At 62.7% G+C, this 23179-nt stretch carries 23 protein-coding genes; 2 read left to right on the forward strand and 21 right to left on the reverse strand.

Features of this window, described 5'->3' with window-relative positions; all coding sequences use genetic code 11:
- Positions 1–15: 15 nt before the first annotated feature.
- From sufB to DCY11_RS03490, 11 genes are all read right to left on the reverse strand, one after another.
- A complete protein-coding gene (gene sufB / locus DCY11_RS03445; RefSeq protein ID WP_108681268.1) occupies positions 16–1527 on the reverse strand; it encodes a Fe-S cluster assembly protein SufB in 1512 nt (503 codons plus the stop codon).
- Between the two features lie 12 nt (positions 1528–1539).
- On the reverse strand, positions 1540–2301 hold the full coding sequence (locus DCY11_RS03450) for a 4Fe4S-binding leucine-rich repeat protein (RefSeq protein WP_108681269.1): 762 nt from the start codon (positions 2299–2301) through the stop codon (positions 1540–1542).
- 12 nt (positions 2302–2313) lie between these two features.
- Positions 2314–2508: a 4Fe-4S binding protein gene (locus tag DCY11_RS03455; protein ID WP_108681270.1), complete on the reverse strand. Its 195-nt coding sequence runs from the start codon at positions 2506–2508 to the stop codon at positions 2314–2316.
- Between the two features lie 278 nt (positions 2509–2786).
- Positions 2787–4481, reverse strand: coding sequence for a nif-specific transcriptional activator NifA (nifA, locus tag DCY11_RS03460; protein WP_371515027.1), 1695 nt, complete (start codon positions 4479–4481; stop codon positions 2787–2789).
- 377 nt (positions 4482–4858) lie between these two features.
- Positions 4859–5728, reverse strand: coding sequence for a ModD protein (gene modD / locus DCY11_RS03465; protein ID WP_108681272.1), 870 nt, complete (start codon positions 5726–5728; stop codon positions 4859–4861).
- Between the two features lie 12 nt (positions 5729–5740).
- Positions 5741–6112 carry a group II truncated hemoglobin gene (locus DCY11_RS03470; RefSeq protein ID WP_245409432.1) on the reverse strand — a complete coding sequence of 124 codons (372 nt, stop codon included), beginning with the start codon at positions 6110–6112 and terminating at the stop codon, positions 5741–5743.
- Between the two features lie 194 nt (positions 6113–6306).
- Positions 6307–6471, reverse strand: a complete 165-nt coding sequence (locus DCY11_RS15650; RefSeq protein WP_174202131.1) for a hypothetical protein — start codon at positions 6469–6471, stop codon at positions 6307–6309.
- Positions 6468–6794 (reverse strand): DUF6156 family protein, encoded by a 327-nt coding sequence (locus DCY11_RS03475; protein ID WP_108681273.1) that lies wholly within the window; start codon positions 6792–6794, stop codon positions 6468–6470. Before DCY11_RS03475 ends, DCY11_RS15650 begins: the two co-directional genes overlap by 4 nt.
- 293 nt (positions 6795–7087) lie before the next feature.
- A complete protein-coding gene (locus DCY11_RS03480) occupies positions 7088–7378 on the reverse strand; it encodes a hypothetical protein (protein ID WP_108681274.1) in 291 nt (96 codons plus the stop codon).
- 112 nt (positions 7379–7490) lie between these two features.
- Positions 7491–8750, reverse strand: coding sequence for a nitrate/nitrite transporter (locus tag DCY11_RS03485; RefSeq protein WP_245409433.1), 1260 nt, complete (start codon positions 8748–8750; stop codon positions 7491–7493).
- Positions 8751–9020: 270 nt separating this feature from the next.
- A complete protein-coding gene (locus DCY11_RS03490; protein WP_069444340.1) occupies positions 9021–9674 on the reverse strand; it encodes a response regulator transcription factor in 654 nt (217 codons plus the stop codon).
- Positions 9675–9761: 87 nt separating this feature from the next.
- Here DCY11_RS03490 and DCY11_RS03495 point away from each other — a divergent pair, with 87 nt between their 5' ends.
- Complete coding sequence (locus DCY11_RS03495; RefSeq protein ID WP_159079769.1) at positions 9762–11765, forward strand: sensor histidine kinase; 2004 nt, start codon at positions 9762–9764, stop codon at positions 11763–11765.
- A 9-nt stretch (positions 11766–11774) separates the two neighbouring features.
- On the opposite strand, the gene DCY11_RS03500 is transcribed toward DCY11_RS03495, so the two are convergent.
- The 10 genes from DCY11_RS03500 to DCY11_RS03545 form a co-directional block, all read right to left on the reverse strand.
- Positions 11775–13532 carry a SulP family inorganic anion transporter gene (locus DCY11_RS03500; protein WP_208430501.1) on the reverse strand — a complete coding sequence of 586 codons (1758 nt, stop codon included), beginning with the start codon at positions 13530–13532 and terminating at the stop codon, positions 11775–11777.
- Positions 13533–13542: 10 nt separating this feature from the next.
- Positions 13543–15222, reverse strand: a complete 1680-nt coding sequence (locus tag DCY11_RS03505) for a bifunctional protein tyrosine phosphatase family protein/NAD(P)/FAD-dependent oxidoreductase (protein WP_108681276.1) — start codon at positions 15220–15222, stop codon at positions 13543–13545.
- A gap of 19 nt (positions 15223–15241) precedes the next feature.
- The gene (locus DCY11_RS03510; RefSeq protein WP_208430527.1) at positions 15242–16105 is read right to left on the reverse strand and encodes an MBL fold metallo-hydrolase; all 864 of its coding nucleotides are present in this window, start codon (positions 16103–16105) and stop codon (positions 15242–15244) included.
- Positions 16106–16232: 127 nt separating this feature from the next.
- Positions 16233–16442 carry a DUF2892 domain-containing protein gene (locus DCY11_RS03515; RefSeq protein WP_108681278.1) on the reverse strand — a complete coding sequence of 70 codons (210 nt, stop codon included), beginning with the start codon at positions 16440–16442 and terminating at the stop codon, positions 16233–16235.
- A gap of 100 nt (positions 16443–16542) precedes the next feature.
- A complete protein-coding gene (locus DCY11_RS03520; RefSeq protein WP_108681279.1) occupies positions 16543–17208 on the reverse strand; it encodes a Crp/Fnr family transcriptional regulator in 666 nt (221 codons plus the stop codon).
- A gap of 108 nt (positions 17209–17316) precedes the next feature.
- Positions 17317–18360 carry an adenylate/guanylate cyclase domain-containing protein gene (locus DCY11_RS03525; RefSeq protein WP_108681280.1) on the reverse strand — a complete coding sequence of 348 codons (1044 nt, stop codon included), beginning with the start codon at positions 18358–18360 and terminating at the stop codon, positions 17317–17319.
- Positions 18360–18764, reverse strand: a complete 405-nt coding sequence (locus DCY11_RS03530; RefSeq protein ID WP_208430502.1) for a DUF1987 domain-containing protein — start codon at positions 18762–18764, stop codon at positions 18360–18362. The genes DCY11_RS03525 and DCY11_RS03530 overlap by 1 nt, the downstream gene beginning before the upstream one ends.
- On the reverse strand, positions 18761–19330 hold the full coding sequence (locus tag DCY11_RS03535) for a SiaB family protein kinase (protein ID WP_108681282.1): 570 nt from the start codon (positions 19328–19330) through the stop codon (positions 18761–18763). Before DCY11_RS03535 ends, DCY11_RS03530 begins: the two co-directional genes overlap by 4 nt.
- A 9-nt stretch (positions 19331–19339) precedes the next feature.
- The gene (locus DCY11_RS03540) at positions 19340–21790 is read right to left on the reverse strand and encodes a PAS domain-containing protein (RefSeq protein WP_108681283.1); all 2451 of its coding nucleotides are present in this window, start codon (positions 21788–21790) and stop codon (positions 19340–19342) included.
- A 77-nt stretch (positions 21791–21867) separates the two neighbouring features.
- Positions 21868–22107 (reverse strand): hypothetical protein, encoded by a 240-nt coding sequence (locus DCY11_RS03545; RefSeq protein WP_159079770.1) that lies wholly within the window; start codon positions 22105–22107, stop codon positions 21868–21870.
- 525 nt (positions 22108–22632) lie between these two features.
- Here DCY11_RS03545 and DCY11_RS03550 point away from each other — a divergent pair.
- A complete protein-coding gene (locus DCY11_RS03550; protein WP_108683651.1) occupies positions 22633–23178 on the forward strand; it encodes an OsmC family protein in 546 nt (181 codons plus the stop codon).
- The last annotated feature ends 1 nt before the right edge of the window (position 23179 follow it).

Raw genomic sequence — 23179 nt, forward strand, 5'->3', positions numbered from 1 at the left:
CGCGGGAAGTCCCCCCTAGCCGACGCTCCCTTCAAGACTGATTGAAATCAGCTTTTGCGCCTCGACCGCGAACTCCATCGGCAGTTGCTGAAGGACGTCGCGGACGAAACCGTTGACGATCAGGGCAACGGCCTCCTCTTCGGAGAGGCCCCGTTGCAGGCAATAGAACAGCTGGTCGTCGGAAATTTTCGAGGTCGTCGCTTCGTGCTCGAACATCGCGGACGAATTCTTCGCCTCGATATAGGGGACCGTGTGCGCCCCGCATTCATTCCCGATGAGGAGCGAGTCGCAGCAGGTGAAGTTCCGCGCGCCCGAGGCCTTGCGATGCGCCGAGACAAGCCCGCGATAAGTGTTCTGGGACCGGCCCGCCGAAATGCCTTTCGAGATGATACGGCTCGACGTGTTCTTGCCGAGATGGATCATCTTGGTACCGCTATCGACCTGCTGGCGCCCGTTGGAGATCGCGATCGAGTAGAACTCGCCGCGGCTGTTCTCTCCACGCAGAACGCAGGACGGATATTTCCAGGTGATGGCGGAACCGGTCTCAACCTGCGTCCAGGAGATCTTCGCGTTCTTGCCGCGACAGTCGCCGCGCTTGGTGACGAAGTTGTAGATTCCGCCCTTGCCGTCCGCGTCGCCCGGATACCAGTTTTGCACCGTCGAGTATTTGATTTCGGCATCGTCGAGCGCGACCAGTTCCACGACCGCGGCATGGAGCTGGTTCTCGTCACGCATGGGCGCGGTGCAGCCTTCGAGGTAGCTCACGTAGGAGCCCTTGTCGGCGATGATGAGGGTCCGTTCGAACTGACCCGTCTGGGCCTCGTTGATGCGGAAATAGGTGGACAGCTCCATGGGGCACCGAACGCCCTCGGGCACATAGACGAACGAGCCGTCGGAGAACACCGCAGAGTTCAACGTCGCATAGAAGTTGTCGGAGGTCGGCACCACCGTCCCTAGATATTTCCGCACCAGATCGGGGTGTTCGCGCAGCGCTTCGGAGATGGGGCAGAAAATGACGCCGGCCTTGGCCAGCTCCTCTTTGAACGTGGTGGCAACCGACACGCTGTCGAACACGGCATCGACGGCGACCCTGGTGCGCGGCTGAGCCGGCGCACCGTCTTCCTCGTCGCCCTCATCACTGACCACGCCGGCGAGCATCTTCTGCTCTTTCAGCGGGATACCCAGCTTTTCGTAGGTCGCGAGAATCTCGGGATCGACCTCATCGAGCGACTTCAGGGCCGGCTTCTTCTTGGGCTCCGAATAGTAGTAGAGATCCTGAAAATCGACCGGGGGATAGTCGACACGCGCCCATGTGGGCTCCTGCATCGTCTTCCAACGCTTGTATGCCTCAAGCCGCCATTCGAGCATCCATTCCGGTTCTTTCTTCTTCGCGGAAATGTAGCGAATGACGTCTTCCGACAGGCCCTTCGGGGCCTTCTCGGATTCGATGTCGGTGACGAAACCGTACTTGTACTGATCGACGTCGATCTTTCGAACTTGTTCTACGGTCTCTTGTACTGCCGCCATGTTGGCCTCCGCTTAGGTCTGCTCGTATCGTTCCCGTGCGATGCGGCGCACCTCGGGATCGGGATCGTCGATGAGTTTCGATAACGCTTCCCGCGTGCCGCGCTCGGCTACTGCGAAGCGCACGCGCAAATCCTCGTCGTCCACCAGCGGTGTCAGCTGGTCCGGCTCCAGCCGCTCGGCAACCGTCACGCGCACGAGCGAGTCCGCATCGCGCATCATGCCGGTAAGAAACTCCGGCTTGATGCGCCGGGCGACTTCGCGGCGTACCTGGGGGTCCTTGTCGTTTATCGCGATGGGAAGAACGTCTGGGGTCACGCGCCGGGCGGCGACGACCCGGATCCAATAGTCCGGGTCTTGAAACATCGATACGAGCGCCTCGCCTTCGACTCGCTGGGTCACGACCATCCGCACTTTGCGGTCGGGATCGTGCCGCAACTGAAGAACGCGATTGGCCGGCAACCGATGGGCGACCATTGCACGGACATCCGGTTCCGGGTCGTGCAGTAGCCGCGGCAGCAGAAAGATGCTGGCGTATTTGGCCGCGAGGACACGCGCTTCGAAATAGGGGTGGTCGAGGTAGTTGTCGGCCTCTTTCGGGTTCTGGGCAAAGAAGCGATCAATGCGGCGGGCGCGCCTGTCACGTACGCAGATGCGGCCCAAATCGCAACGCTCCTCCGCACGGATCAGGTCGTGCGGGCAATCGCGGCAGGAGACGGGGTGACCTTCCCAGTCGACCGGATCGGTTTCCGCCGTATTGCTGCTTGCCGAGACCACGTCAGGGAGGTCCTAGGCCGGTATGCAGGTGTCTTCGACCGGGCACACCGCGGCGCATTGCGGCGTGTCGTACTGACCTTCGCACTCGGTGCACAGATCAGGATTGATCACGTACATGTCGTTCTTCAGCGAGATCGCGGCGTTCGGGCATTCGAATTCGCAGGCGCTGCACACGGTGCATTGCGAGGCGACAATCTTATAGGCCATGGCTCGTGGCTCCTTCCTTCCCTTCCAGCCCGGTCTAGCGACGCCAACCGTCGAAGCACCGGCTGCAGGACGAGTCCGGCTCGGAACGAGGGGGCGGTCGCGGGCATGCAGGGACAGCACGACATCCAGCGACCATGGCTCGCACGCGAACCGGACATGAAGCGTCTTTCAAGCGCCATGCCAGTCGATAATTCGTTGAATTAGAACAGTTTTATTGTGACGCTGAACGCGCGCTGCCTGTCAGACCCCAGACAATGTCGGAACCCCGACAGGCTCGATCAGAAGCGTTTGATTTCGATGCCGTGCTTCTTCAGCGCGTAGCCGACCTGCCTTGGCGTGAGGCCAAGAAGGCGTGCAGCCTTGGCCTGGACCCAGCCGGAACGCTCCATCGCATCGACGTAGCGCTCGCGCTCGGACATCGGCTCGTCCGATCCCGATGGCTCCGGTGGCAGCGAGGTACCGGACGCAGATTCTTCCGCATAGGCTAGTTCGCGGGCCGGCGCGGCGTAGGCCGGGGCCGGCTGCGCGGCCGCCGGTGCGACCGGCAGCGGGATCTCCGGCTTGGCACGGCCTGAGTCTTCCTCCGAGGTCGCCCACAGCGTGGCGGACAGGCATTCGTTATGGCGACAGGCGAAGTCGTCCGCCGAGATCCGTTCACCCTGCGTCAGGGTGGCCGTCCTGCGCACGCAGTTTTCCAACTCGCGCACATTGCCCGGGAAGTAGCACGCCGTCAGGACGTCGAGTGCGCCGGAGCCGAAGGACAGGTCGCGCTCGTTCTCCTTGTTGAACCGGGACAGAAACTCCTCCGCGAGAAGCGGAATGTCGGTCTTGCGCTGGCGCAAAGGCGGCAGCATCAGGGGAACCACGCTGATGCGGTAGTAGAGGTCGGCGCGGAACTCCTTGCGCACGACCGCTTCCTCGAGATTCTTATTCGTGGCCGCGATGACCCGCACATTGACCTTCAGCGTCTGGTTGCCGCCGACGCGCTCGAACTCCTGCTCCTGCAACACACGGAGCAGCTTGGCCTGAAACGCCGGGGAGATTTCACCGATTTCATCGAGGAAGAGCGTGCCTTTGTCCGCAAGCTCGAAGCGTCCCTTGCGCGCGTTAATGGCGCCGGTAAAGGCCCCCTTCTCGTGACCGAACAGCTCCGACTCCAAAACGGACTCGGGAAGCGCGGCACAGTTCATCTTGACGAACGGCCCCTTGGAACGCGGCGACGACTCGTGGATGGCTTTGGCGATGAGTTCCTTGCCGGTTCCCGATTCACCGCGCAACAAGACGGTTGAATGGGACTTCGCAACGATCGCGACCTTGTCGAGCAGCGATCGGATCACCGCGCTGTCGCCAACGATGCCTTCGATCGGCACTTTCTTCGTCGATTTGCTCTTTGCCGGCTTGAGCTCCAGGAGCTCCTTCTGCAGCCGATGGCTTTCGGCGATGAGACGCTCGCGGTCGCGGAAGATCACGCGTTGCAGCTGCACGGTCTGTCCGATGAGATTGGCGACCATCGTCAGGAACCGGACATCGGAATCCAGGTGATGGACTGCCGTGCTGTCCCAAGGACGATCGATCGTCAGCGTCCCGACGACACGCGTATCGACACGGATGGGAACGCCGATGAAGGAGACCTTCGTCCCGTCGCCGGCGCCGAGCAGTTCGATGTCGCGCCGAATGAAAAGCGGATTGGAGGAGATGTTCTCGACCACGAGCGGGATCGACGTGGTGACGATCTGTCCGATCGCCCGTTCGGGTAGCCGGGCGCGATAGCGCTCATCCGATCCTTCGTTCCAGCCGGCGCCGACCGTGATGTCCGGAATATCGTCGTCGGACAGGAGCGAGATCACGCCGTGGCGCATCTGCATGAACGACGATAGGAGGCTGACGACATTGGAAAGTGTCGTCTCAAGCCGGGTCGGCTTGTTGAGGATTTTCGAGATTTCGTAAATTCCGATGAGTGCGATGTCACTCATCGAAGCCGTTTGAGGCTCAATGTTGACCGCGTGGCTCGTCATGGTGATTTCTCACTTCCGACGGAGGACTTGCACTCGCCATCTCGGGGTCCCGTGCCGTCATCCCCGTCACTAGATGTTTGGAATTGATCTCATCTTGTGTCAGCAACGGCGGCTTGTCGTGCCTAACCTTCTGGCCGGTGGTGCTGAAGAATTGATCGCTTTGCTTAGCAACCCGGGTCACCGTGGCCGCGACCACGCGCATCCGCTCGATTTGCACCCCAAGTCCTGACGTAGGTCATGAAATTGGGCGTAGTGAGCAGTCCGGACCGCCTATTGTTTGCGCAGGATATTTCGCACATGCAGCAATTCGCCGCATGCAATGCGGTACCTGCACCTCATTCATGAGGCGGCGGCCCGAGACTCACGGCGATGTCCGCGGGACGTGCCGTGTACGGCCAAGAGCTGACCAGCACGTCTGCTCCGGACTGCACATAATTTCCGGCGTTCTCGGGTGTAATGCCGCCGGCGGCCGCAAGCACCGGCTTTGGTGTGATCGACGAGAGGGCTTGCGCGAGCTCGGCCACCTCCTGGGGACGGAACTTCTCGGTCTGGATGACGTCGAAACCGGCTTTGGCCGCATCGATCCCCTCCGCGACGGACAGAACCTCGATGATGCATTTCTTCTCGGGTGCGATGGACTTCAGCCGTCGCGCGAGAGACGCGAGGTCGCTGTCCGGCAGGAACGCACGATGTTCGGGAAAGACCAGGAGCGTCTCGGACAGACCCAGCCGGTGCATCACGGCCCCGCCGGCGCGGACGGCCGCGGCCGCCATGGCTTTCGTGCCCGGAACATTCTTGCGCGTGCAGGCGACGACGGCGTCCGCGCGAGCGGCTTGAGCCGCATCGGTCAAGGCACGTGCGGCTGTGGCGACACCGGACCAAATCTCAAGGAAAGTCTGGCTGACCTTCCAGCCCCTGTGCAGGGCGGACGCAGGCCCCTCCCCTTCGAGGAGCGTGTCGCCGGACGCCAAGCGGTCGCCCGAACGCGCATGCGGCGTCACAGAAACGCCCGCGAGAGACAGCACAGCCGTCGCATCCTCGAGACCGGCAACCGTCATCGCTTGCCGCGCGGCAAAACGGATCGAACCGTTGCCGCCACCAATGCCAAGGCTTTCCGTCGTGAGATCTCCGTAAGGCGCATCGTCCGAGAGCAACGCCCAATGGTCCTCGGGTGCCAGAATGGGAGGCGGCGGAAAATCGGTCATGAGCAATATCTATCAGCGCCCATGATGCTGCGCATCGTGCGGGTTTCCGGAATCGTTTCGCATCCAGTTGGCGAGCTTCGCCATGGCGTCATACAGCTCTTCGCGCAAAGCGGGTTCGGCGACGGTCTCCTCGAGCGCCTGGCGCATGCATAAGAGCCAGGCATCGCGCTCCGCCTCCCCAATGCGAAAGCGGATATGGCGGCTGCGAAGCCGCGGGTGCCCCCGTTCCGCCGAGTAGAGCTTCGGCCCGCCCATCCACTCGCCGAAATAGCGCCGCAGAACCTCCTTGGTCTCAGAAAGATCCGGCGCATGCATGGCGCGGATGCCCCGCGCTTCGGGAAGCGTGTCCATGCGCCCGTAAAAGGTCTCGACGAGCCGGTGCACGCCGTCCGCTCCACCGATGCGCTCAAACAGCGTCCGCGGCGACGGCTTGGGGACCTCTTGTTGAAACTGGGCCGAACTTGCCTGGCATTGATGTGTCGATTGCCCAGCTCGATGTGTTGACGGTCCAGCTCGATATGACGATTGCCCCGCTCGATGACGTCTTTGATGCCTCACTCGATATTGTCCCTTTTAGTTCACTCGCTCATATCCGGGATGAGAAGAACTTCGTCGGGCATGCCGCCGGTTCCCTCAAGCCGCTCAATCCCACCGACCTTCGCCAGTCCACCGTCTTCTTCGACAAGCACGACGGCGGTCTTGGGCATATCCGCCAGCGCCTTCAGCAACTGTTCGACGGTCATGGCGTATCCTCCCCGGCGCTTTCCAGGGAGGCGGCGCCATCGAAACGCAAGATGCGTGTGTCCTCATCCAGCATTGTGACTTCCGCCTGCAGCAAGGTGCCGTTCGCGTCGTACTCATAGCGGTGCGTCAGCTCGACCTCGCCATAGACGAGTTTCTGGCATTCGAGCAACCGTCCCGCCGCATCGAACCGCGCGCGTATGAACGTGTTCCGGTTCGACAACGCCTCCGGCTCGATCGGCGTGACGAGGCGCAAGGGCAAGCGGACACCGCTATATGTGGCGAAGTAGTGCCAGTCGCCGTCTTGAGACGCTTCCAACGACATCCCTCCCTCGCACTCCCTTCTCACCTATGGGCCAGCATCGTGTCGGAAACCCGACACGTGTCCGCCCGGCGCCGCGGCATGCGCGCCCAATTCCAAGACCTTGCAGACAGCAGCATATGCGCGCGCCTGCATTGACCGTGGTCAATCCGCATCGATGCAAGTTCCCTGCCTAGGGAACACGCCAGGGGTGGTTTGAGAAAAATTGGAACCGCGTCCTCGCTATACCGGTGTGCGGCACGATCAGTCGATCACGCGGAAGCGGACGCCCTCGGAGCTCACATATTGTTTGGGGCCTACGCGCATGAAGCTGACGCAGCTCGTGCTTTGGCAGGCCCACTCGGGAAGGTCGAACAGATTTTGTTTCCTTTGACACGCCAAATGCCATCCACCGACCCGATCAAGGCCTTGGCGGATACGACGCCGCCTGGGCGATAACGCATGGTGACGTTCATCCCGAACTGCCGGGTCACGATGGTCCTGTTGAGCATCTCGTCGAGAACTTCCCGCGCCGTGAGCGTCTTCGCGTGGACCGGCATGGGGGCGAATGCAACGAATAGGATGATCAGGCAATAGGCACGCAACATGGTTTGCTCTGCACGATCAGAGTGGAACAGGGGACTTGCGAGATACGGAACCGGGAGGCGTTCGGATCACCGCAGCCGCCGGGTTCGGACGGCGGCCATACATCTGTCCCAGCTAGCGCGTTCTGGAGGTGACGCGTGCAAAGCACCAACTGGCGACCAGCCCGAGCAGCGCAAAGCCCGTGACGACCCAGAAAACATGCTGATGTCCGGCCGCGCCAGGCGACTGATCGAGCAGATAGCCCATGAGGGGTCCCATGAACACATCGGGCGTGTAGCCGATAACTGAAACAAGGCCGACGGCCGCGCCCGTATAAGCGCGCGGAACCTTTCCCTCGCGCATGATTGCGAAATAGAGCCCGCGCAAGGCGAAGATGCCCAGGCTGCTGCAAACGACCGTGAGAAGGAAGATCCAGACCATCCCGGACCCAATCAGCCCGCTTGCCAAAATGAGGCTACCAAATGCCAGCAGCATGAAAGAGGTCACGGTCATGGTGGAGGCGCCGATCCTGTCTGCCAGAAGCCCGGCTCCCACGGCAGCGAACGGGCGTATCCACAGCGAAAACACGCCCGCGCGCGCGGCATCCACCTCGTCGAGCCCGACGACTTGGTTCGCGTAGAGCGAAAAGTCGTCGATCACTTTGAAGCCGACATAGGCGCACAGGATGATCGCGGCCTGCAGCCAGACCGTCGGCATGGCCGCCACGCGCGCCACGCCCTTCAAAGACAAGGGCTCTTCCGCGGCGGTCTCCGATGGGTCCCTATGGGGAAGCGAGAGCATGACCAGAACTGCGGCCGCGAACGTCGTGCCCGACAGAACCAGGATGATCCGGCGCAAGGCTTCGGTCTTTTCCGCAAGGGTCGCCGCCTCGCTGTCGGCCGGCAGAAGCCCTGCGAAGAGCATCACCATGACGGAGCCCACCGATGCCGCCAGCAACCCACGGCCGCCGTCCAAAAACCCAAAGGCGCGGCCCTGCTCGTCCTCGCCGCCCCATTGGCGCGTCGCGCGGATCAACGGCGCCCAGAACAACGCGACGGTCGTGACTCCCCAATAGGCGTAGAGCATCACCAGCGTGGACAATGACGGCACCGCCATCATCACTAGACCGCCTGCGGCCGTCGACACTAAAGCGACCGCCAGCAGAATGCGCGCGGGAAACTTATCCGCGAGTGGGCCGCCAAAGAAATACGCAGCCATGGCGACGACGCCGTAGACGGCATAGGCCGTACCCAGTTCGAGGTTAGTCAGATCGAAAACTTCGAGGAGCGTCGGCCGGAAGACACGCGCGAACACAAAGGGCAGGAGAAAGACGGATTCGCCGGCAATGACCAGCGCTGCGATCGACAAGGCTCGCCGCGCGCTTCTCATCTGCATTGCCGGCAGTCCTGCATCACGTGTCGATCACTCCGATTGGCCAACATGCCGTGTTCGTTCTAGCTGCGCGCCAGCAAAAGCGCCACGCCGATGGCGGCGCCACGCGGCTCCAACCACTTCTTATAGGGGATCCACCCTATCGCGCCGGGTCCAGCCTCGCTCTAGCCTGTTCTCAACCGGGCCTGTGATCCGCTTACAGACAGCGTTCCAAGCCCGTCCAGGAATGGACCACGAGACCGAAGCATGGAAACGTTCCCCGCAATGGCCGACTCACAGCTGATCCGACCCTTCGAGAAGCCCCTCGCGCAGCGCGTAGCTCAAGAGCTCCGCGATGGAATGCACATCGAGCTTGCGCATAAGGTTGGTGCGATGATTGTCGACGGTTTTGAGACTGACGCCCAGGCGGCTCGCAATCTCCTTGTTCGAAAGGCCGGTCGCGACGAGGCTAAGAATCTGTCGCTCGCGCGCCGTCAAGCTGCTCGCCGGCGTCCCCTCTTCCAGAAGAGCCACGATCTCGGGCGCGATCACCTTCGCGCCGCTCAGGATCACGGGGACGCTGTCCCGCAGCTCGTCGGGATCGCCGCGCTTGGCGAAGAGCCCGTCGACGCCGGCGGTAACCAACTCGCTGAGAAGACCGAGCGAGGTCAGCCCCGTAAAGACGATGATGCGCGTGTCGGGGCTCCAGCGCCGCGCTTCTTCGTAGATTTCGAGGCCTTGCGCGTACGGCATGGCCATGTCCAAGGTCAGGAGACCGGGCTTGTGCTGGCGCACCAGGCTGATCGCCTCGAGGCCGTCCTGCGCCTCGGCGACAATCGAAATGCCGTCCACGGATTGAAGGATCTGCTTGATGCCGTCGCGCAGCAATTTGTGGTCGTCCGCAACGATCGCGGTCGCGCTGACTTTCGGTAAACCGTCATGAGCCATTCCGATATTCCCCCAGCGCACCGGCAAGCCGCAAGCACGCGGCGCCCGCGACTATACCGCCATTGCCCCTGGCGGGCCTGCCTCATCTTGTTAGCAGCGCTTCTGGGGGCGGCTCAAGCCTGGGCCGATGCCGACGCGCCCTTGCAGCTACAGCGCACGGACTTTCATGCCGACTTGGCACCGCACGTGCGCTACCTCGTCGACGGCGAGCACGCGCTGAGCCCCGAGCAAGCCCTCGAACGCGTCCCGACGGACAAGTTCAAGCCCATCGAGACATCCATCGTGGATTTCGGGTTCACCAAGGCCCGGTTCTGGCTGTGGGCCGAGGTGGAGAACCCCACCGAGGCGGCCGGCACGTGGAAGCTGGTCCTGAGCAATCCCCTTTCCGATGCGCTGTCGGTATACCTCGTTCCCAAAACCAACGACGGCTTCGGCGATCCGGTCGAGATCTTGTCGCACAAGCTCGACGAGCCCTTTGCGGCGCGCGAGCTTGCCTATCGCAACTACGTCGCGACCTTCCGGCTTGCCGCGCACGAGCGTGCCGGGCTGCTGATCGCCTATGCCTCCAAGGCCGCGACACAACAGGTCCTCTATGTCGAGAGCCCGGACTATTTCTTCGCGCAGGTCGACCAGGAGGACATGCACAATTTCCTGGTCTTGGGCCTGCTGCTGGGCATGACCCTTGTCAGCGTCATCTACCTGACCGCCCTGCGGTCGCGGGCCGCGCTGTACTACGGTCTATATATATGTGCGGCGGCTCTCTACCTCTTCCAGACGGACGGATACGGCTTCCAGTTCCTGTGGCCGTCGTGGCCGGGCTGGAACACCATGGCGGTCATTCCGATCGGCGCCATATGGGCGGCCAGCGGCCTGCAGTTTGCCCGCTCGTTCATAGATGCGCCGAAGAACCACCCCACGCTGAACACGCTCTTCCTTGGCGGCCTCGTTGCGTCCGGCCTGATGTTCGTCTCGTCCTTCTGGCTGTTCGAAGCGTCCTGGTTCAAATTCGTTGCCCTCGCGCTTGCCGTCTATTGCACATCTCTCTATGTGGCGGCCGGCATCGCCGCAGTCCGGTGCGGCCAAGCGGGCGGGCGCTTCTTTCTGGTCGGCGCTCTCATCGTCGTTGCCCCGATCTTGGTCGGCCTGGTCAGCTATGCGTTGCCCGGCCAGTTTTCGCAGGACTTGATCGGGCACGGCGCGCGCTATGCGCTCGGCCTGGAAGGGATCGCCTTCGCCCTCGCCATCTTCGTGAATCTTCTCGGCATACGACGCGAGCGCGACGAGGCCATGCGCCGCGAGATTGTCGAGACCAAGGAGAAACTGGCGGCGGTCGAGGCTTTGCAGGAGGCCAAGCAGAAACATGCGCGCGCGGTGCAGTTGGCCGAGCGGCGGCGCGATCAGCTCGCGACCACGGCACACGATATTCAGCAGCCCCTCGCCTCCTTGCGCATGGCGTTGCGGCAGATGGAGGACCTTGCCGGGCCTGACCGTGAGAAGATCGCCGGCAGCCTGTCCTATCTCGACCAGCTGATCGACCGGAACTTGCAACAGACCCGCCCCTCGGCAACGGGGGACGACCATGGCGAAATGGACGATCCTCACGCGCGCTTTGCCGCGAGTGCCCAAGATAAGCCTGCGGCGGAGGACTTTCCGGTCGCTATCGTCCTCGACAACGTGGCGCGCATGTTCGAGGCCGAGGCACACGAGAAAGGCTTGGGCTTCCGCGCGGTCCCCAGCAGCCTCCACGTGACCGCTGATCCCATCGGGCTCATGCGGATCATCAGCAATCTCGTTTCCAACGCGGTGAAGTACACCGAGCGGGGCCGCATCCTGCTCGGCTGCCGGCCGGCGCGGGACCGCGTCCGCATCGAGGTGCGCGACACGGGCCCCGGCATGACACAGGAAGAAGTCGGCCGCGTGCTCAAGCCTTACGAGAAAGGCGAGAGCGGCGGCACGGGGCTCGGCCTTGCCGTCGTCTCACGGCTCGCGCGCGAACACGGCTTTACCTTCGACGTGACCTCGACCCCGGGCCGCGGCTCGGTCTTCTCCGTGTCCGTACCGCGCAGCAGGACCGAGGACGCGGGGACCTGAACGGCAAGATCAGCAGGCTTCGGCGGCCATGGCACGAGGAACCGGTTCATCCGGGCGGCCGGAGACGGCCATCCAGGCGTCGTATTGGGACAGGAACACGCGCCCGTTCAGATGCTGCAGGAGATGGGAGGCTTCGAGCCGGTCCATCACCGGGCCTTTCACTTCCGACAGATGGAAGCCGACACCCATGTCGGTCAGGCGCTCATTGATGGCCTCGAGGCTCTCCAGCGCCGAGTAATCGACGGCGTTCACCGCCGAGAACATCAGAACGACATTGCGGATGCCGCAACCCTCGGTCACGCGCGCCAGGATCAGGTTCTCCAGGAAGCGGGCGTTGGCGAAGTACAGGCTCTCGTCGACACGGAGCATCAGGAGCCCCGGATCGGTCTCGACCGTGTGGCGGTTGATGTTGCGGAAGTGATGCGTGCCCGGCACGAGGCCGATCTCGGCCACGTGGGGTCGCGATGTCTTGTAGAGATGCATGAGCACCGAGATGGCAACGCCGGCGGCGACGCCGATCTCCACACCGAGCAACAGCGTCAGCAGGATGGTGGCGGCAACGGCGGAGAAGTCGGACTTCGAGTAGCCCCAGGTCTTCTTGAGGATCGACAGATCGATGAGGCTCAGCACGGCCACGATGATGGTTGCGGCGAGGGTCGCCTTCGGCAGGAAGTAGATCAGCGGCGTCAGCGCGACGGCGGCGATTGCCAAGCCGACGGCCGTGTAGGCGCCGGCCGCCGGCGTCTCGGCGCCGGCGTCGAAATTGACGACCGAACGCGAGAAACCGCCCGTCACCGGATAACCGCCCGTGAAGGCCGCCCCGAGATTGGCGGCGCCCAAGCCGATCAGTTCCTGATCGGGGTCGATGTGCTGGCGCTTCTTGGCGGCGAATGTCTGGGCCACCGAGATGGACTCTACGAAGCCGATGATCGAGACGAGGATCGCCGGCACCGCAAGATCGGCGAGCAGGTCGGGAGAGAGCCCCGGCATGGTCAGCGGCGGCAGGCTCTGGGGCACTTCGCCGACGATCGATAGGCCGCGTCCGTTAAGGCTGAAGTACCAGGCCACCAGCGTCGTCACCACGACGGCCGCGATGGGTCCTGCCTTGGTGATGAGATCGGCGAGCTTCGGACCGAGACCGATTGATCGCAGGAACGGCTTCAGCCCCTTGCGCACCCAGAACAGGAACCCGATAGCCCCTGCCCCGATGGCGAGCGTAATGACATTGGTCTCGCCGAAATGCGTCACGAGCGAACCGATCATCTCGGGCAGCGTATGGCCGCCCGCGTCGACACCCAGGATGTGCTTCAGCTGACTGCAGGCGATCAGGATGCCCGAAGCGGTGATGAACCCGGCAATCACGGGATGGCTGAGGAAGTTCGCGAGGAACCCGAGCCGCAGCACGCCGAGCATTAGGAGAAAGCCACCCGACAGCAGCGCCAGCGTCAACGCCGCGACCACATAGCCGGCCGTGCCTTGTTCGGCCACCTGGCCGACGGCCGATGCGGTCAGCAGGGACACCACGGCCACGGGGCCGACGGCCAGGGCGCGGGACGTACCGAAGATCGCATAGAGGATGATCGGCACGATGGAGGCGTAGATACCGGCTTCCGGCGGCAGCCCCGCCAGCAGCGCGTACGCGAGCGACTGCGGGATCAGCATGATCGTCACGATCACCGCCGCGACCAGGTCGTTCGAGAACGTGGTGGCGTTGTACGTACGCCCCCAATCGAGGACGGGAATGAATTTGCGCAGCCGAGCGATCATTTGTGGAGGATCACTTCGCAGCTACCGAGAGGCGCTCGGGCTTGGCCATCCACTCCTTGCCCTTGAGCATGGCCCACCAGTAGATCGGCGGCAGCATCTTCTCCTTCAAAATCCAGGCGGCGCGGGAGGGTTTCGTCCCGTCGATGAAGAATTTCGGGAAGCTCGGCTTCAGCGCACCGCCATAGCCGAACTCGGCCAGCACGATCTTGCCGCGCTCGACTGTGAGCGGGCACGAGCCGTAGCCGTCATATTGTGCCACCGCGGACCGGCCGGCGATATCGGCGACGATGTTCTCGGCGACTGTCGGGGCTTGTTTGCGGGCCGCGGCGGCCGTCTTCGCGTTGGGTGCGTTCATGACGTCGCCCAGGCTCCAGATGTTGTCGTAGGCCTTGTGGCGCAGCGTGGTCTGGTCCACATCGACCCAGCCGGCGGCATCGGCCAGCGGCGACACACGGATAAAGTCCGGCGCCGTCTGCGGGGGACAGACATGGATCATGTCGAAGTCCATGGTGACCGTGGTGGGGTCCGTGTCCGGCTTCGACACTTTGAAAGTTGCCGTCTTGGCCGAGCCGTCGATAGCAATGAGGTTGTGGAAGAAGTTCAGGTGCGCGCCGTACTTCTCGACGTATTTCATGAGCGCCGGCACGTAGTCCTTCACGCCGAACAGCACACCGCCGGCGTTGTTGAACTGGATGTCGATGTCCTTGAGGACGCCACGGCGGTACCAAGCGTCGGCCGACAGATACATGGCCTTTTGCGGTGCGCCGGCACATTTGATCGGCATGGGGGGCTGCGTGAAGATCGCCCGGCCCTTGTTCATGCGCTGGACCAGCTCCCACGTATACGGCGCAAGGTCGTAGCGATAGTTCGAGGTGACGCCATTGCGGCCGAGCGTCTCCTCGAGACCTTCGACGGCGCCCCAATCGAGCTTGAGACCGGGACAGACGACGAGGCGGTCGTATTTGACCACCCGGCAGCCATCCAGAATGACCGCGTCGTTCTCCGGCTCGAACGCGGCAACCGCGGCCTTTATCCAGTGGACGCCGCTGGGAATGAGCGAGCCCATGGTCTTGGCCGTGTCCTGTGCTTGGAACACACCGCCGCCGACCATGGTCCAGCCCGGCTGGTAATAATGGATCTCGGCGGGATCGATGATCGCGATATCGAGATCGGGACTACGCGCGTGCAGACTGGAAGCAACGGCAATGCCGCCGGCCCCGCCGCCAACGATGACGATGTCGAACTTGGCATCGCCGGTGTCGGTCGGCGTCTTGCCGCCATTGGCGATGCGCCGCGCGACGCCGTTCATGTCGTAGCCTGCCGCCTTGGCCGCCGCCAAGATGTCCGACATGGGAAGCGCCTTGGACTGGCTCAGCGACCACAGCGTCACCGAGCGCGTACCCGTCCGGCAGTAGGCGAAGACGGGCCCCGGGAGCTCGCGCAGCGCGGTGCCGAACGCGACGGCATCCTCGTCCTGCACGAGCCCGGACTTGACGGGCAGATAACGGGCCTCGAGTCCGACCGCGTCGGCCGCCTCGTGGATCTCCTCGAAGGTCGGCTGATCCGCGCCCTCGCCGTCGGGGCGGTTGCAGACGATCGAGCGGAAGCCTTGCGCCTTGAGCTCGGCGATGTCGGCCGGTGAAATCTGGCTGCTGACCGACAGCGCGTCCGAGATGCGTTTCAGTTCCATCAGCGCGTCTCCGCTTAGCTTAGAGGCCGTTGACCGGGACCTTCAGCATCGGCCGGCCGTCTTTGTCCTTCGGCACCTCGCCGCCGCGTATGTTCACCTGCAGCGAGGGGATGATCAGTCGCGGCATGCCGAGCGTCGCGTCGCGCTCGGTGCGGAACTTGATGAAGTCTTCCTTCGTCTTTCCGTTACCGACATGGATGTTGTTCTTCTTCTCCTCGGCGACCGTGGTCTCCCAGGCGTACTCGCGTCCGCCCGGCGCATAGTCGTGGCACATGAAGAGGCGCATCTCGTCCGGCAGGCTCAGCACCTTCATGATCGAGTCGTAGAGGGTGCCGGCATCGCCGCCGGGGAAGTCGGCGCGCGCGGAACCGCCATCGGGCATGAACAACGTGTCGCCCACGAAGGCGGCATCGCCGATCACATGGACCATGCAGGCCGGCGTATGACCGGGCGTGTACATGGCGAACGCCTGCATGTTGCCGATGGTGTAGGTGTCGCCGTCCTCGAACAGGGCGTCGAACTGGCTGCCGTCGCGCTGGAATTCCGTGCCTTCATTGAAGAATTTGCCGAAGGTCTCCTGCACGACCAGGATCTTCGAGCCGATGCCGAGCTTGCCGCCGAGCTCCTGCTGGATGTACGGCGCGGCCGACAGATGGTCGGCATGGGCATGGGTCTCGATGATCCATTCGAGCTTGAGACCGCGCTCCTTGATGCGGGCGATGATCTCGTCGGCACTGTCATGGGTGATGCGGCCCGCCGCATAGTCGAGGTCCATCACGCTGTCCACGACGGCACAGGAGTTGGAGGTCGGGTCCTTGACGATGTAGCTGATGGTGTTGGTCGGCTCGTCGAAGAAGGATTCGACTTCCGGGTGGACGGTCATGTCGATCGGATAGTTCGTCACGAGAATAGTCCTTTCCAAATTGGGTACCTGAACCTGGCCGGCTGGCGGGGCCCCGCGCGCTCAGCGCGCCGCCGGGACGCCCGGCCACAGCGGGCCATTCAAGTCTTCAGGCACACGTCTTCAGGCCAAAGATGCTGTAGATGGGGCAGACGCGAACGACGGCCACGATCAGCATCACCACCCCGACAATGGCCGCGCCATATTTCCAGACCGAAGTCTCAGCGAGCGGCAATCCGCTGAAAAACGCGAACCACAGCAAAACGAGGCCGAGTACTGCGCGGAAAATCCGGTCGATTGTGCCGACATTTGCGGTCATGGCGGAGCCCTTTCAGGGTTGAGTTCCCCATGAAAATACCGGGTCCTGTGGAGCCTGTCGGTGACGTAGTCACACAGGCCCGCGACGGCTCGTAAGGGCCTCAAGCGGAGGCGGCCAGCCGCTCCAGGGCCGGGGTGTCGCTCAACGACACATGGCCTCGTGAGAGGCGGATCCAGCCGCGCTTCTGGAACTCGCTGAGCTGGCGGGAAACCACCTCACGGGCCGTGCCGAGCTCGGTCGCAAGCTGCTGGTGCGTCACCTCGAGCTCGCCGGAGCCTCCCGCAAGCCCGATAAGCCGGTCCGCCAGGCGCACGTCGATCTTGCCAAAGGCGACCTCGTCGATGACACGAAACAGGTCCGTGATACGACGCGCATAGGCCGCAAAAACGAAAGCGCGGAACTGCGGGGAGCTGGCGGCCAGCTCGTCGAACACCGCTCGTGGGATCGCCACGGCGGTCACGGCGGTCTCCGCCACGCCCTCGGCCGAATAGGCCTCATGGGCGAGCAGGCAGGCGGTGGTCAGGACACAGCTTTGCCCCGCCTCGACCCGGTAGAGCACGATTTCGCGCCCGCTTTCGGAGGTCTGTGAGACCTTCACTGTTCCTTCGATCAGGAGAAGCAAATTGTCGGGCTCGAGCCCCGGGCCGAAGATCTTGGTCCCGCCCGGAACCGACACCACCTGACTGCGGCTCACCAGGGCGTCCTTGATCCGCTCCGGGAGACGGCTCAATCCCTCGAAACGCTCGATCCAGTTGGCGTCTTTCATCGAGAATGCTTTCTTCCAACTCGCTTGCCCAGCTCGGCACCGTGCCCGCGGCAGGCACAGCCGTGGTTTTAATAGACATTCGGCCCCGACGCGAGCGGTTCGACCGCGCTACGGCTTGAGCCGCTCGATGATGGCCTGCAGCGCCTCGATGGCCTCGGCCCGCTCGCGCTTCTTCAGGTCTAGCAGCACCTTGAAGCCGTCCTGCTCCTCCCGGATAACGGATCCTTCGCGCTCCAGATCCTCGTAAAGCCCGAGCACCTTGTAGCAGCGGACCGGTTCGGCGAATCCCTTGACCTTGATTGGCTCGCGCTCCTCCACGTCCACCTCGTCTTTGACGAGTGAGTAGGTCTCGTGACCGATCAGAATGCTGTCGGTGTCTGCATGGAACTCGAGGCGCGCGGTGGCATTCACGCAGCTGCCGATGATGGTGTAGTCCATGCGCTCGTCACCGCCGAAATTGCCCACGGTGACGTAGCCGGTATTGATGCCCATGCGCAGGTGAAACGGCTCCGTGGCGCCGAGCTCCAGCCATTCCGTATGGAGCTCACTCAAGCGCCTGAGCATCGCCAGGGCCATGCGGACACAGGCGACCGCATCCTCCTTCACGCCCTTGGACTGGGGGTCGCCGAAGAACACCATGATGGCGTCGCCGATATATTTGTCGATGGTCGCACCGTATTCGAGCGCGATATTGGTCATCTCCGTGAGGTAGCGATTGAGTAGGTTGGTGAGGTCCTCGGACTCCAACCTGTCGGTCGTCTCGGTGAAGTTCATGATGTCGGAAAAGAAGATCGTCAGCTTCTTGCGGCTAGAGGCGATTTCGACGTTCTGCGCGCCGGTGAAGATCGAGTGGTAGATCTGGGGCGACAAATATTTCGACAGCTTGGTCGCCAGCGCATCCAGCTCCTTGTTGTGCTTGGCAATGACCGTGTTGGCCTCTTTCTGCTCCTTGCTCAGCGCGTTGAGCTGTTCCTCATTGCGGTCGCTGAGGCGCATCAGCCGGCGCGTCGTGCGCAACAGCTTCTGATAGTCCTTGAGCAGGCCTTCGTAGAGCGTGCGGTCGCCAATGTCGGCGAAGCGGCCGTCGTCGAGGAGCTTCTGTGCCTCGACGATGACCTTCCCTTCGGCGGCAAAGAGATCGTCCGACGGCATCAGCCCGCCATCTTTTCGAGATGGAACGCGGCGCTCTCGAGCTCCTCGCCGAATTCCTCGCCCAGCTCTTGCATCGTGTCGTCGTCGTTGTCGTAGAACCAGTAGACGTCCACGTCGGCGCCGTTCTTAGCGGCGTCCTCGAGCTTGTCCATCAGCATCATCACGGCCTTGGCGCTCGAGCTGTTCAAATAGATGAGTTCGAAGTCGAAACGGCAACGCCCCTCACCCAGCGAACCGAGATACTCGTCGAGCGCGTTGAAGACCGGCCGGTAAAACTCGGTCACGTCCTCTGGGTAGGATTCGCCCGACAGCTTCAGGTGATTGTTCGGATAGTCGAAGACCACGGCCGGCGTGCGGGAGGTCTGCTCAATGTTCAACGGATCGCGCATCAATTCGGACCTCAAATCGTCGCTCTCAAGGCAAAGAAGACGTGGTCGCCATCGACATCGGCGAAGTCGTACTCGATCGGCTTCGAGGCGCGACGCGCGATTTCCGTGAGGCCGAGCCCGGCCCCCTTGCTGCCTTGTTCGGGGTCGGCTCTAAGCTGTTCTTTGTAGAGAATCTTCAAGTCGTCCTTGCTCATGTTCCTCACTTTTTCAAGCCGCTCCGCAAGCCGCTCGACGTCCCCTTTGCGCACGAGATTACCGGCGCAGACCACGTAGTCATTGCCCTCGCGCCCGATGGTGAGGATGCCGTACCGCATCTCCATGAGCGCGCCCTGTTCGTCCGCGGGTGGCATTTCCTGACGCGCCTTTTCGGCGGAATAGCGGATAATGTTTTGCATCTGCTCGACGAAGACGGCGAACACGCTGCGCAGGGTCTTGGTGTCGGCGTCATCGATGGTCAGCTTCTGCTTGAGCGCCTCCCCCACCCCGGACAGCACCGGCTCCGTCACATAGCCGCTATAGGCGAAGATCACGCCTTGGCGATGCAGCATCGACCGCAAGTCCATCAACTGGCCGGCTAGCATTGAGGCCTCCTAGGCACGGGGGATGAAACCCAAAACCGTCAGATCATCGCGCCGCCTCTGATCGCCCTGAAACTTCTCGAAGGCGTCGCGCAGTGTCTCTTCCTGCTCATTCATTGGCGCATCGCGGAGCTTATGCAAGAGGTCCTTAAAACGTTGCTTGCCGAAGGCGCGACCGCGCGGCCCCCCGATCTGTTCGATGAGCCCATCGGTCGTAAGGTAGAACGCGTCGCCTGAATCGTAGCCAAACGTGGTGTTCTTGAATCTCGTCTCCGGACGATAACGCCGGTAGCCGAGGCCCTCGCGGTCGCCTTTGATCTCGATAACGCCTTCGCTATTCGACCGCCACAGCGAGAAGCGCGCACCGGCAAATGTTATCTGCCGTTTGCTCAGGTCGATGAAACAGACTCCGGCTTCCAGTCCGTCGTCGGTTTCGCCGTGCTGTTCGTCCTGGCCAAGCAAGCTTTGCACGCCCTGATGCAGACCGGAGAGCACTGCGCTTGGGCCGCCGGGCGCATCGCGCAGTATGCGGTCGAGCAGACCCCAGGCGATCAGGGTCATGAAGGCGCCAGGGACGCCGTGGCCCGTGCAATCGCCGACCATGATCGCATGGCCGTCTTCAACGGGCTGAAACCAGAAGAAGTCACCGCCGACAATGTCCCGCGGCTCCCAAATTAGGAAGTGGTCCGCCGCAATGGCTTCGATCTCGCGCCGCGCGGGAAGCACCGCGGACTGGATGCGGCTGGCATAGTGCAGGCTTTGTAGGATCAGCTGGTTCGCCGCCGCCGCCCGCCGCTCGCTCTCCTTGATCTCGGTGAGATCGCTGTAGACGGCGACCGTGCCGCCGGTTTCTGTGCGGCGCTCGCTGATCTGCAGCCAACGACCGTCCGACCGGCGCTGAAGAATGGGCTCGCCGGGATATCTGTGCTCGTCGAGGCGCTGGCGAAGCCAGCCTTCTTCGCGCCCCTTGGCATCCTCGATCAGACCGTGGGCGACGGCCTTCCGCAGGATCGTCTCGAAGGAGTTCCCTGGCCCAGGCGGCCCGTCGCCGGCGTCGAACAGCTCGCCATATTTCTGATTGCCGAGAACCAGACGGTCCTCTGAGTCGTAAAGAGAGAATCCTTCCGAGATCGTCTCGATGGCGTCGGTCAGCCGTTGCTCGCGTTCGTGAAGCGCGGCTTGCTCGGCCGTCTTGCGCTCGGTCACTTCGGACCAGGTGCCGATCACCTCGAGCGGATCACCGTTCCGGTCCTTGACGAGGGTCTGCTCGTCGCTGACCCAGCAATAGGTGCCGTCCGCCTTGCGGAAGCGATATTCCGAGACGCGGCGCCCCAGTTCGAACAGTTCCGATTGACCGGCTTCGACCGCCGCGAGGTCCTCGGGATGCACGTGGGAGCGCCAGAAGTCGGCCTGCTTCAGGTAGTCGTCGGGCTCGTATCCCAGGACGCGCTTGATGTTGCCGCTGACAAACGTAGGCGTGAAGCTTCCTGTCGCGCTGAAGCTGTAGACTACGGCCGGAGCGCTGTGGAGCATCAGGTCGAAACGGGCGCGCGCTGCGTTCTCGGCCTCTTCGGCCGTCTTGCGTGCGGAGATGTTGCTCCAGGAGCCGACGATCTCGACGGGCTCGCCATGCTCGTCGCGCAGGAGATACTGCTCGTCGCTGACCCAGATATACTTGCCGTTGCGCTTGCGGAACCGGTACTCGGTGGCGTGGCGCCCCTTGTCGAAAATCAACGCCTCTTCGGCTTCGACGCCTGCGAGGTCGTCCGGATGCACGTGGGAGCGCCAAAAGTCCGCATGCTCCATGTATTTCTCCGGGCAGTAGCCCAAGAGCCGCTTGATGTTCTCGCTGACGAAGGTGGGCGCGTAATCGCCGCGCGCCTTGAAGCTGTAGATCACGGCCGGTGCCGCTTCGAGAAGTGTCGACAGCCGGGCTTGGGTGGCGTCTTCCCGCGCCTCGGCGCTCTTGCGCGCGCTGATGTCGCTCCAGGAGCCGACCACTTCGCTCGGCGCTCCTTGTGCGTCGTAGATCATGTGCTGTTCGTCGTTCACCCAGCGATAGGTGCCGTCCTTGTGACGGAAGCGGTATTCGACGGTCAGGTCACCCGTCTCGAAGAGAGTCTCCAGATCGGCATCGAGGCGCTCGAGGTCGTCGGGATGAACACGCTCGCGCCAGAAGCCGGGATTGCCGAGATAGTCTCCCGGCGCGTAGCCGAACAGGCCTTCGATATTGTCGCTGACGAAGGTGGGCGCGAAGTCGTCGCGCGCCTTGAAGGAGTAAAGCACCGCGGGCGAGGCGGAGAGCAGGCGCGCCGTTCGCGCCGAAGCATCCGCGCTCGCGCCGTCTCCTGATTCACGCAAAGCCTTCTCGATCGCCGCGGTCACCTCAGCGGGGTCCGTGCCAGGAATCAGCAAGGATTCCAGCGCGGCGGCAGCGCGAGCGGCACTCTTTTTCGGCGTCATGGCTAGGCTCTATCAGATCGCGGCAGGGTTGTCGCCACTCTCGCCCGGGTTGCAGATTGTGCCGTCGGCCACAGGCTTTAGGCTATCCGATACTTTGCCTTGAACCGGCAGATCTCATCCCACACGTCCGGCGCTACGGACTGCGCGGTCACGCGGGCGAATATGCGGCTGAGAATGTCCCGCTCCTGGTCGTCCACGGTCCCATCCTCAAGCGCGAGTCTCTTGAGCATGGCCAGTTCCTGAGCGTCGATCGTGCCGTCGTTGGCGAACACGTACAGGAACGAGTACTGCATGATGGCGTTCGCATTCGAACTCACCGCGTCTCCTCCTTGTTTATTGGCCGGGCCGTCTTTAGAGGCTAGCAAGCAGCAAAACTGAAGCTAGCACAGTGGCTTGGCAGATATTCAAGTCTATCCGAGTCGCCGAGACATAGAAATGCGCCGGTGCGGCCGGGAACGCGGCGATCCATTTGCGAAGACGCTCTGGCCACCAGGCATGGCATGGAGACTCGCCTCTTCCCGCGCAGATTCCCGTCAGTTGCATAAATACGCAATTCAAGGAGCCTGTTTCTGCGTCTTCTCTGGGCGGCAGGCTGCCTCCCTGTGACAAGATAAGTGGCTTCTTTGCCTCGTAAATTAGCTTCGTCTGATATACCGCGGGCGCCACCCGCTCAGTATTGAATATGACTTATCTAATATGATATGTGTGAATGGGGTCTTGGGGGCATAACTGGACCGCCACGGTCTGTGGCGGCTTTGGCTCCGAACCTCCTCGCGTGCCTCGCGGCTTTCGAACCGAGAGCGCGGTGAGCCAACAACAAAGATGTATTGGAGGAAATTGCTGTGTCCCAGGAGAGCGTGAAGCAAGCTCTATTAGCCAAGATTCAAGCCGTTCAGGAGAACCCCGCCCAAGCGCGCCTCGTGTTCAGGGCGAGTACCGCTCTGGTGGAAGACGTCAAATGCACGGCGCAGGTTCGCGACTTCGCCCCGCTGACCATCGATGAGCCGCCGGATCTCGGTGGATCGGACACGGGCGTCAACCCCGTGGAACTCGTTCTGGTCGCCTTGGGGACTTGTCAGGAAATCATGTATTCCGCCTATGCGGCCGTGATGGGGGTCAAGCTCGACGAGGTCAAAATCGACGTCAAAGGATACCTCGATGTCAGAGGCCTCCTGTCCATGGATGAGTCGGTCCCGGCCGGCTACGAGAAGATTGTGTACGACACCCAGATCAAGAGCTCGGCCGACCCGGAGAGCATCCAGAAGGTGATCGCCATGGCCGAGAGCCATTGCCCGCTGCTCGACATGATGCAGCGTCCGGTGGAGATCACCGGTGAGGTGAAGTTGAACGGGAAGCGCCTGGAGACGACGGCAGAGGCTGCGGCCTAGC

This window comes from Methyloceanibacter sp. wino2, from assembly GCF_003071365.1.
Lineage (GTDB): Bacteria > Pseudomonadota > Alphaproteobacteria > Rhizobiales > Methyloligellaceae > Methyloceanibacter.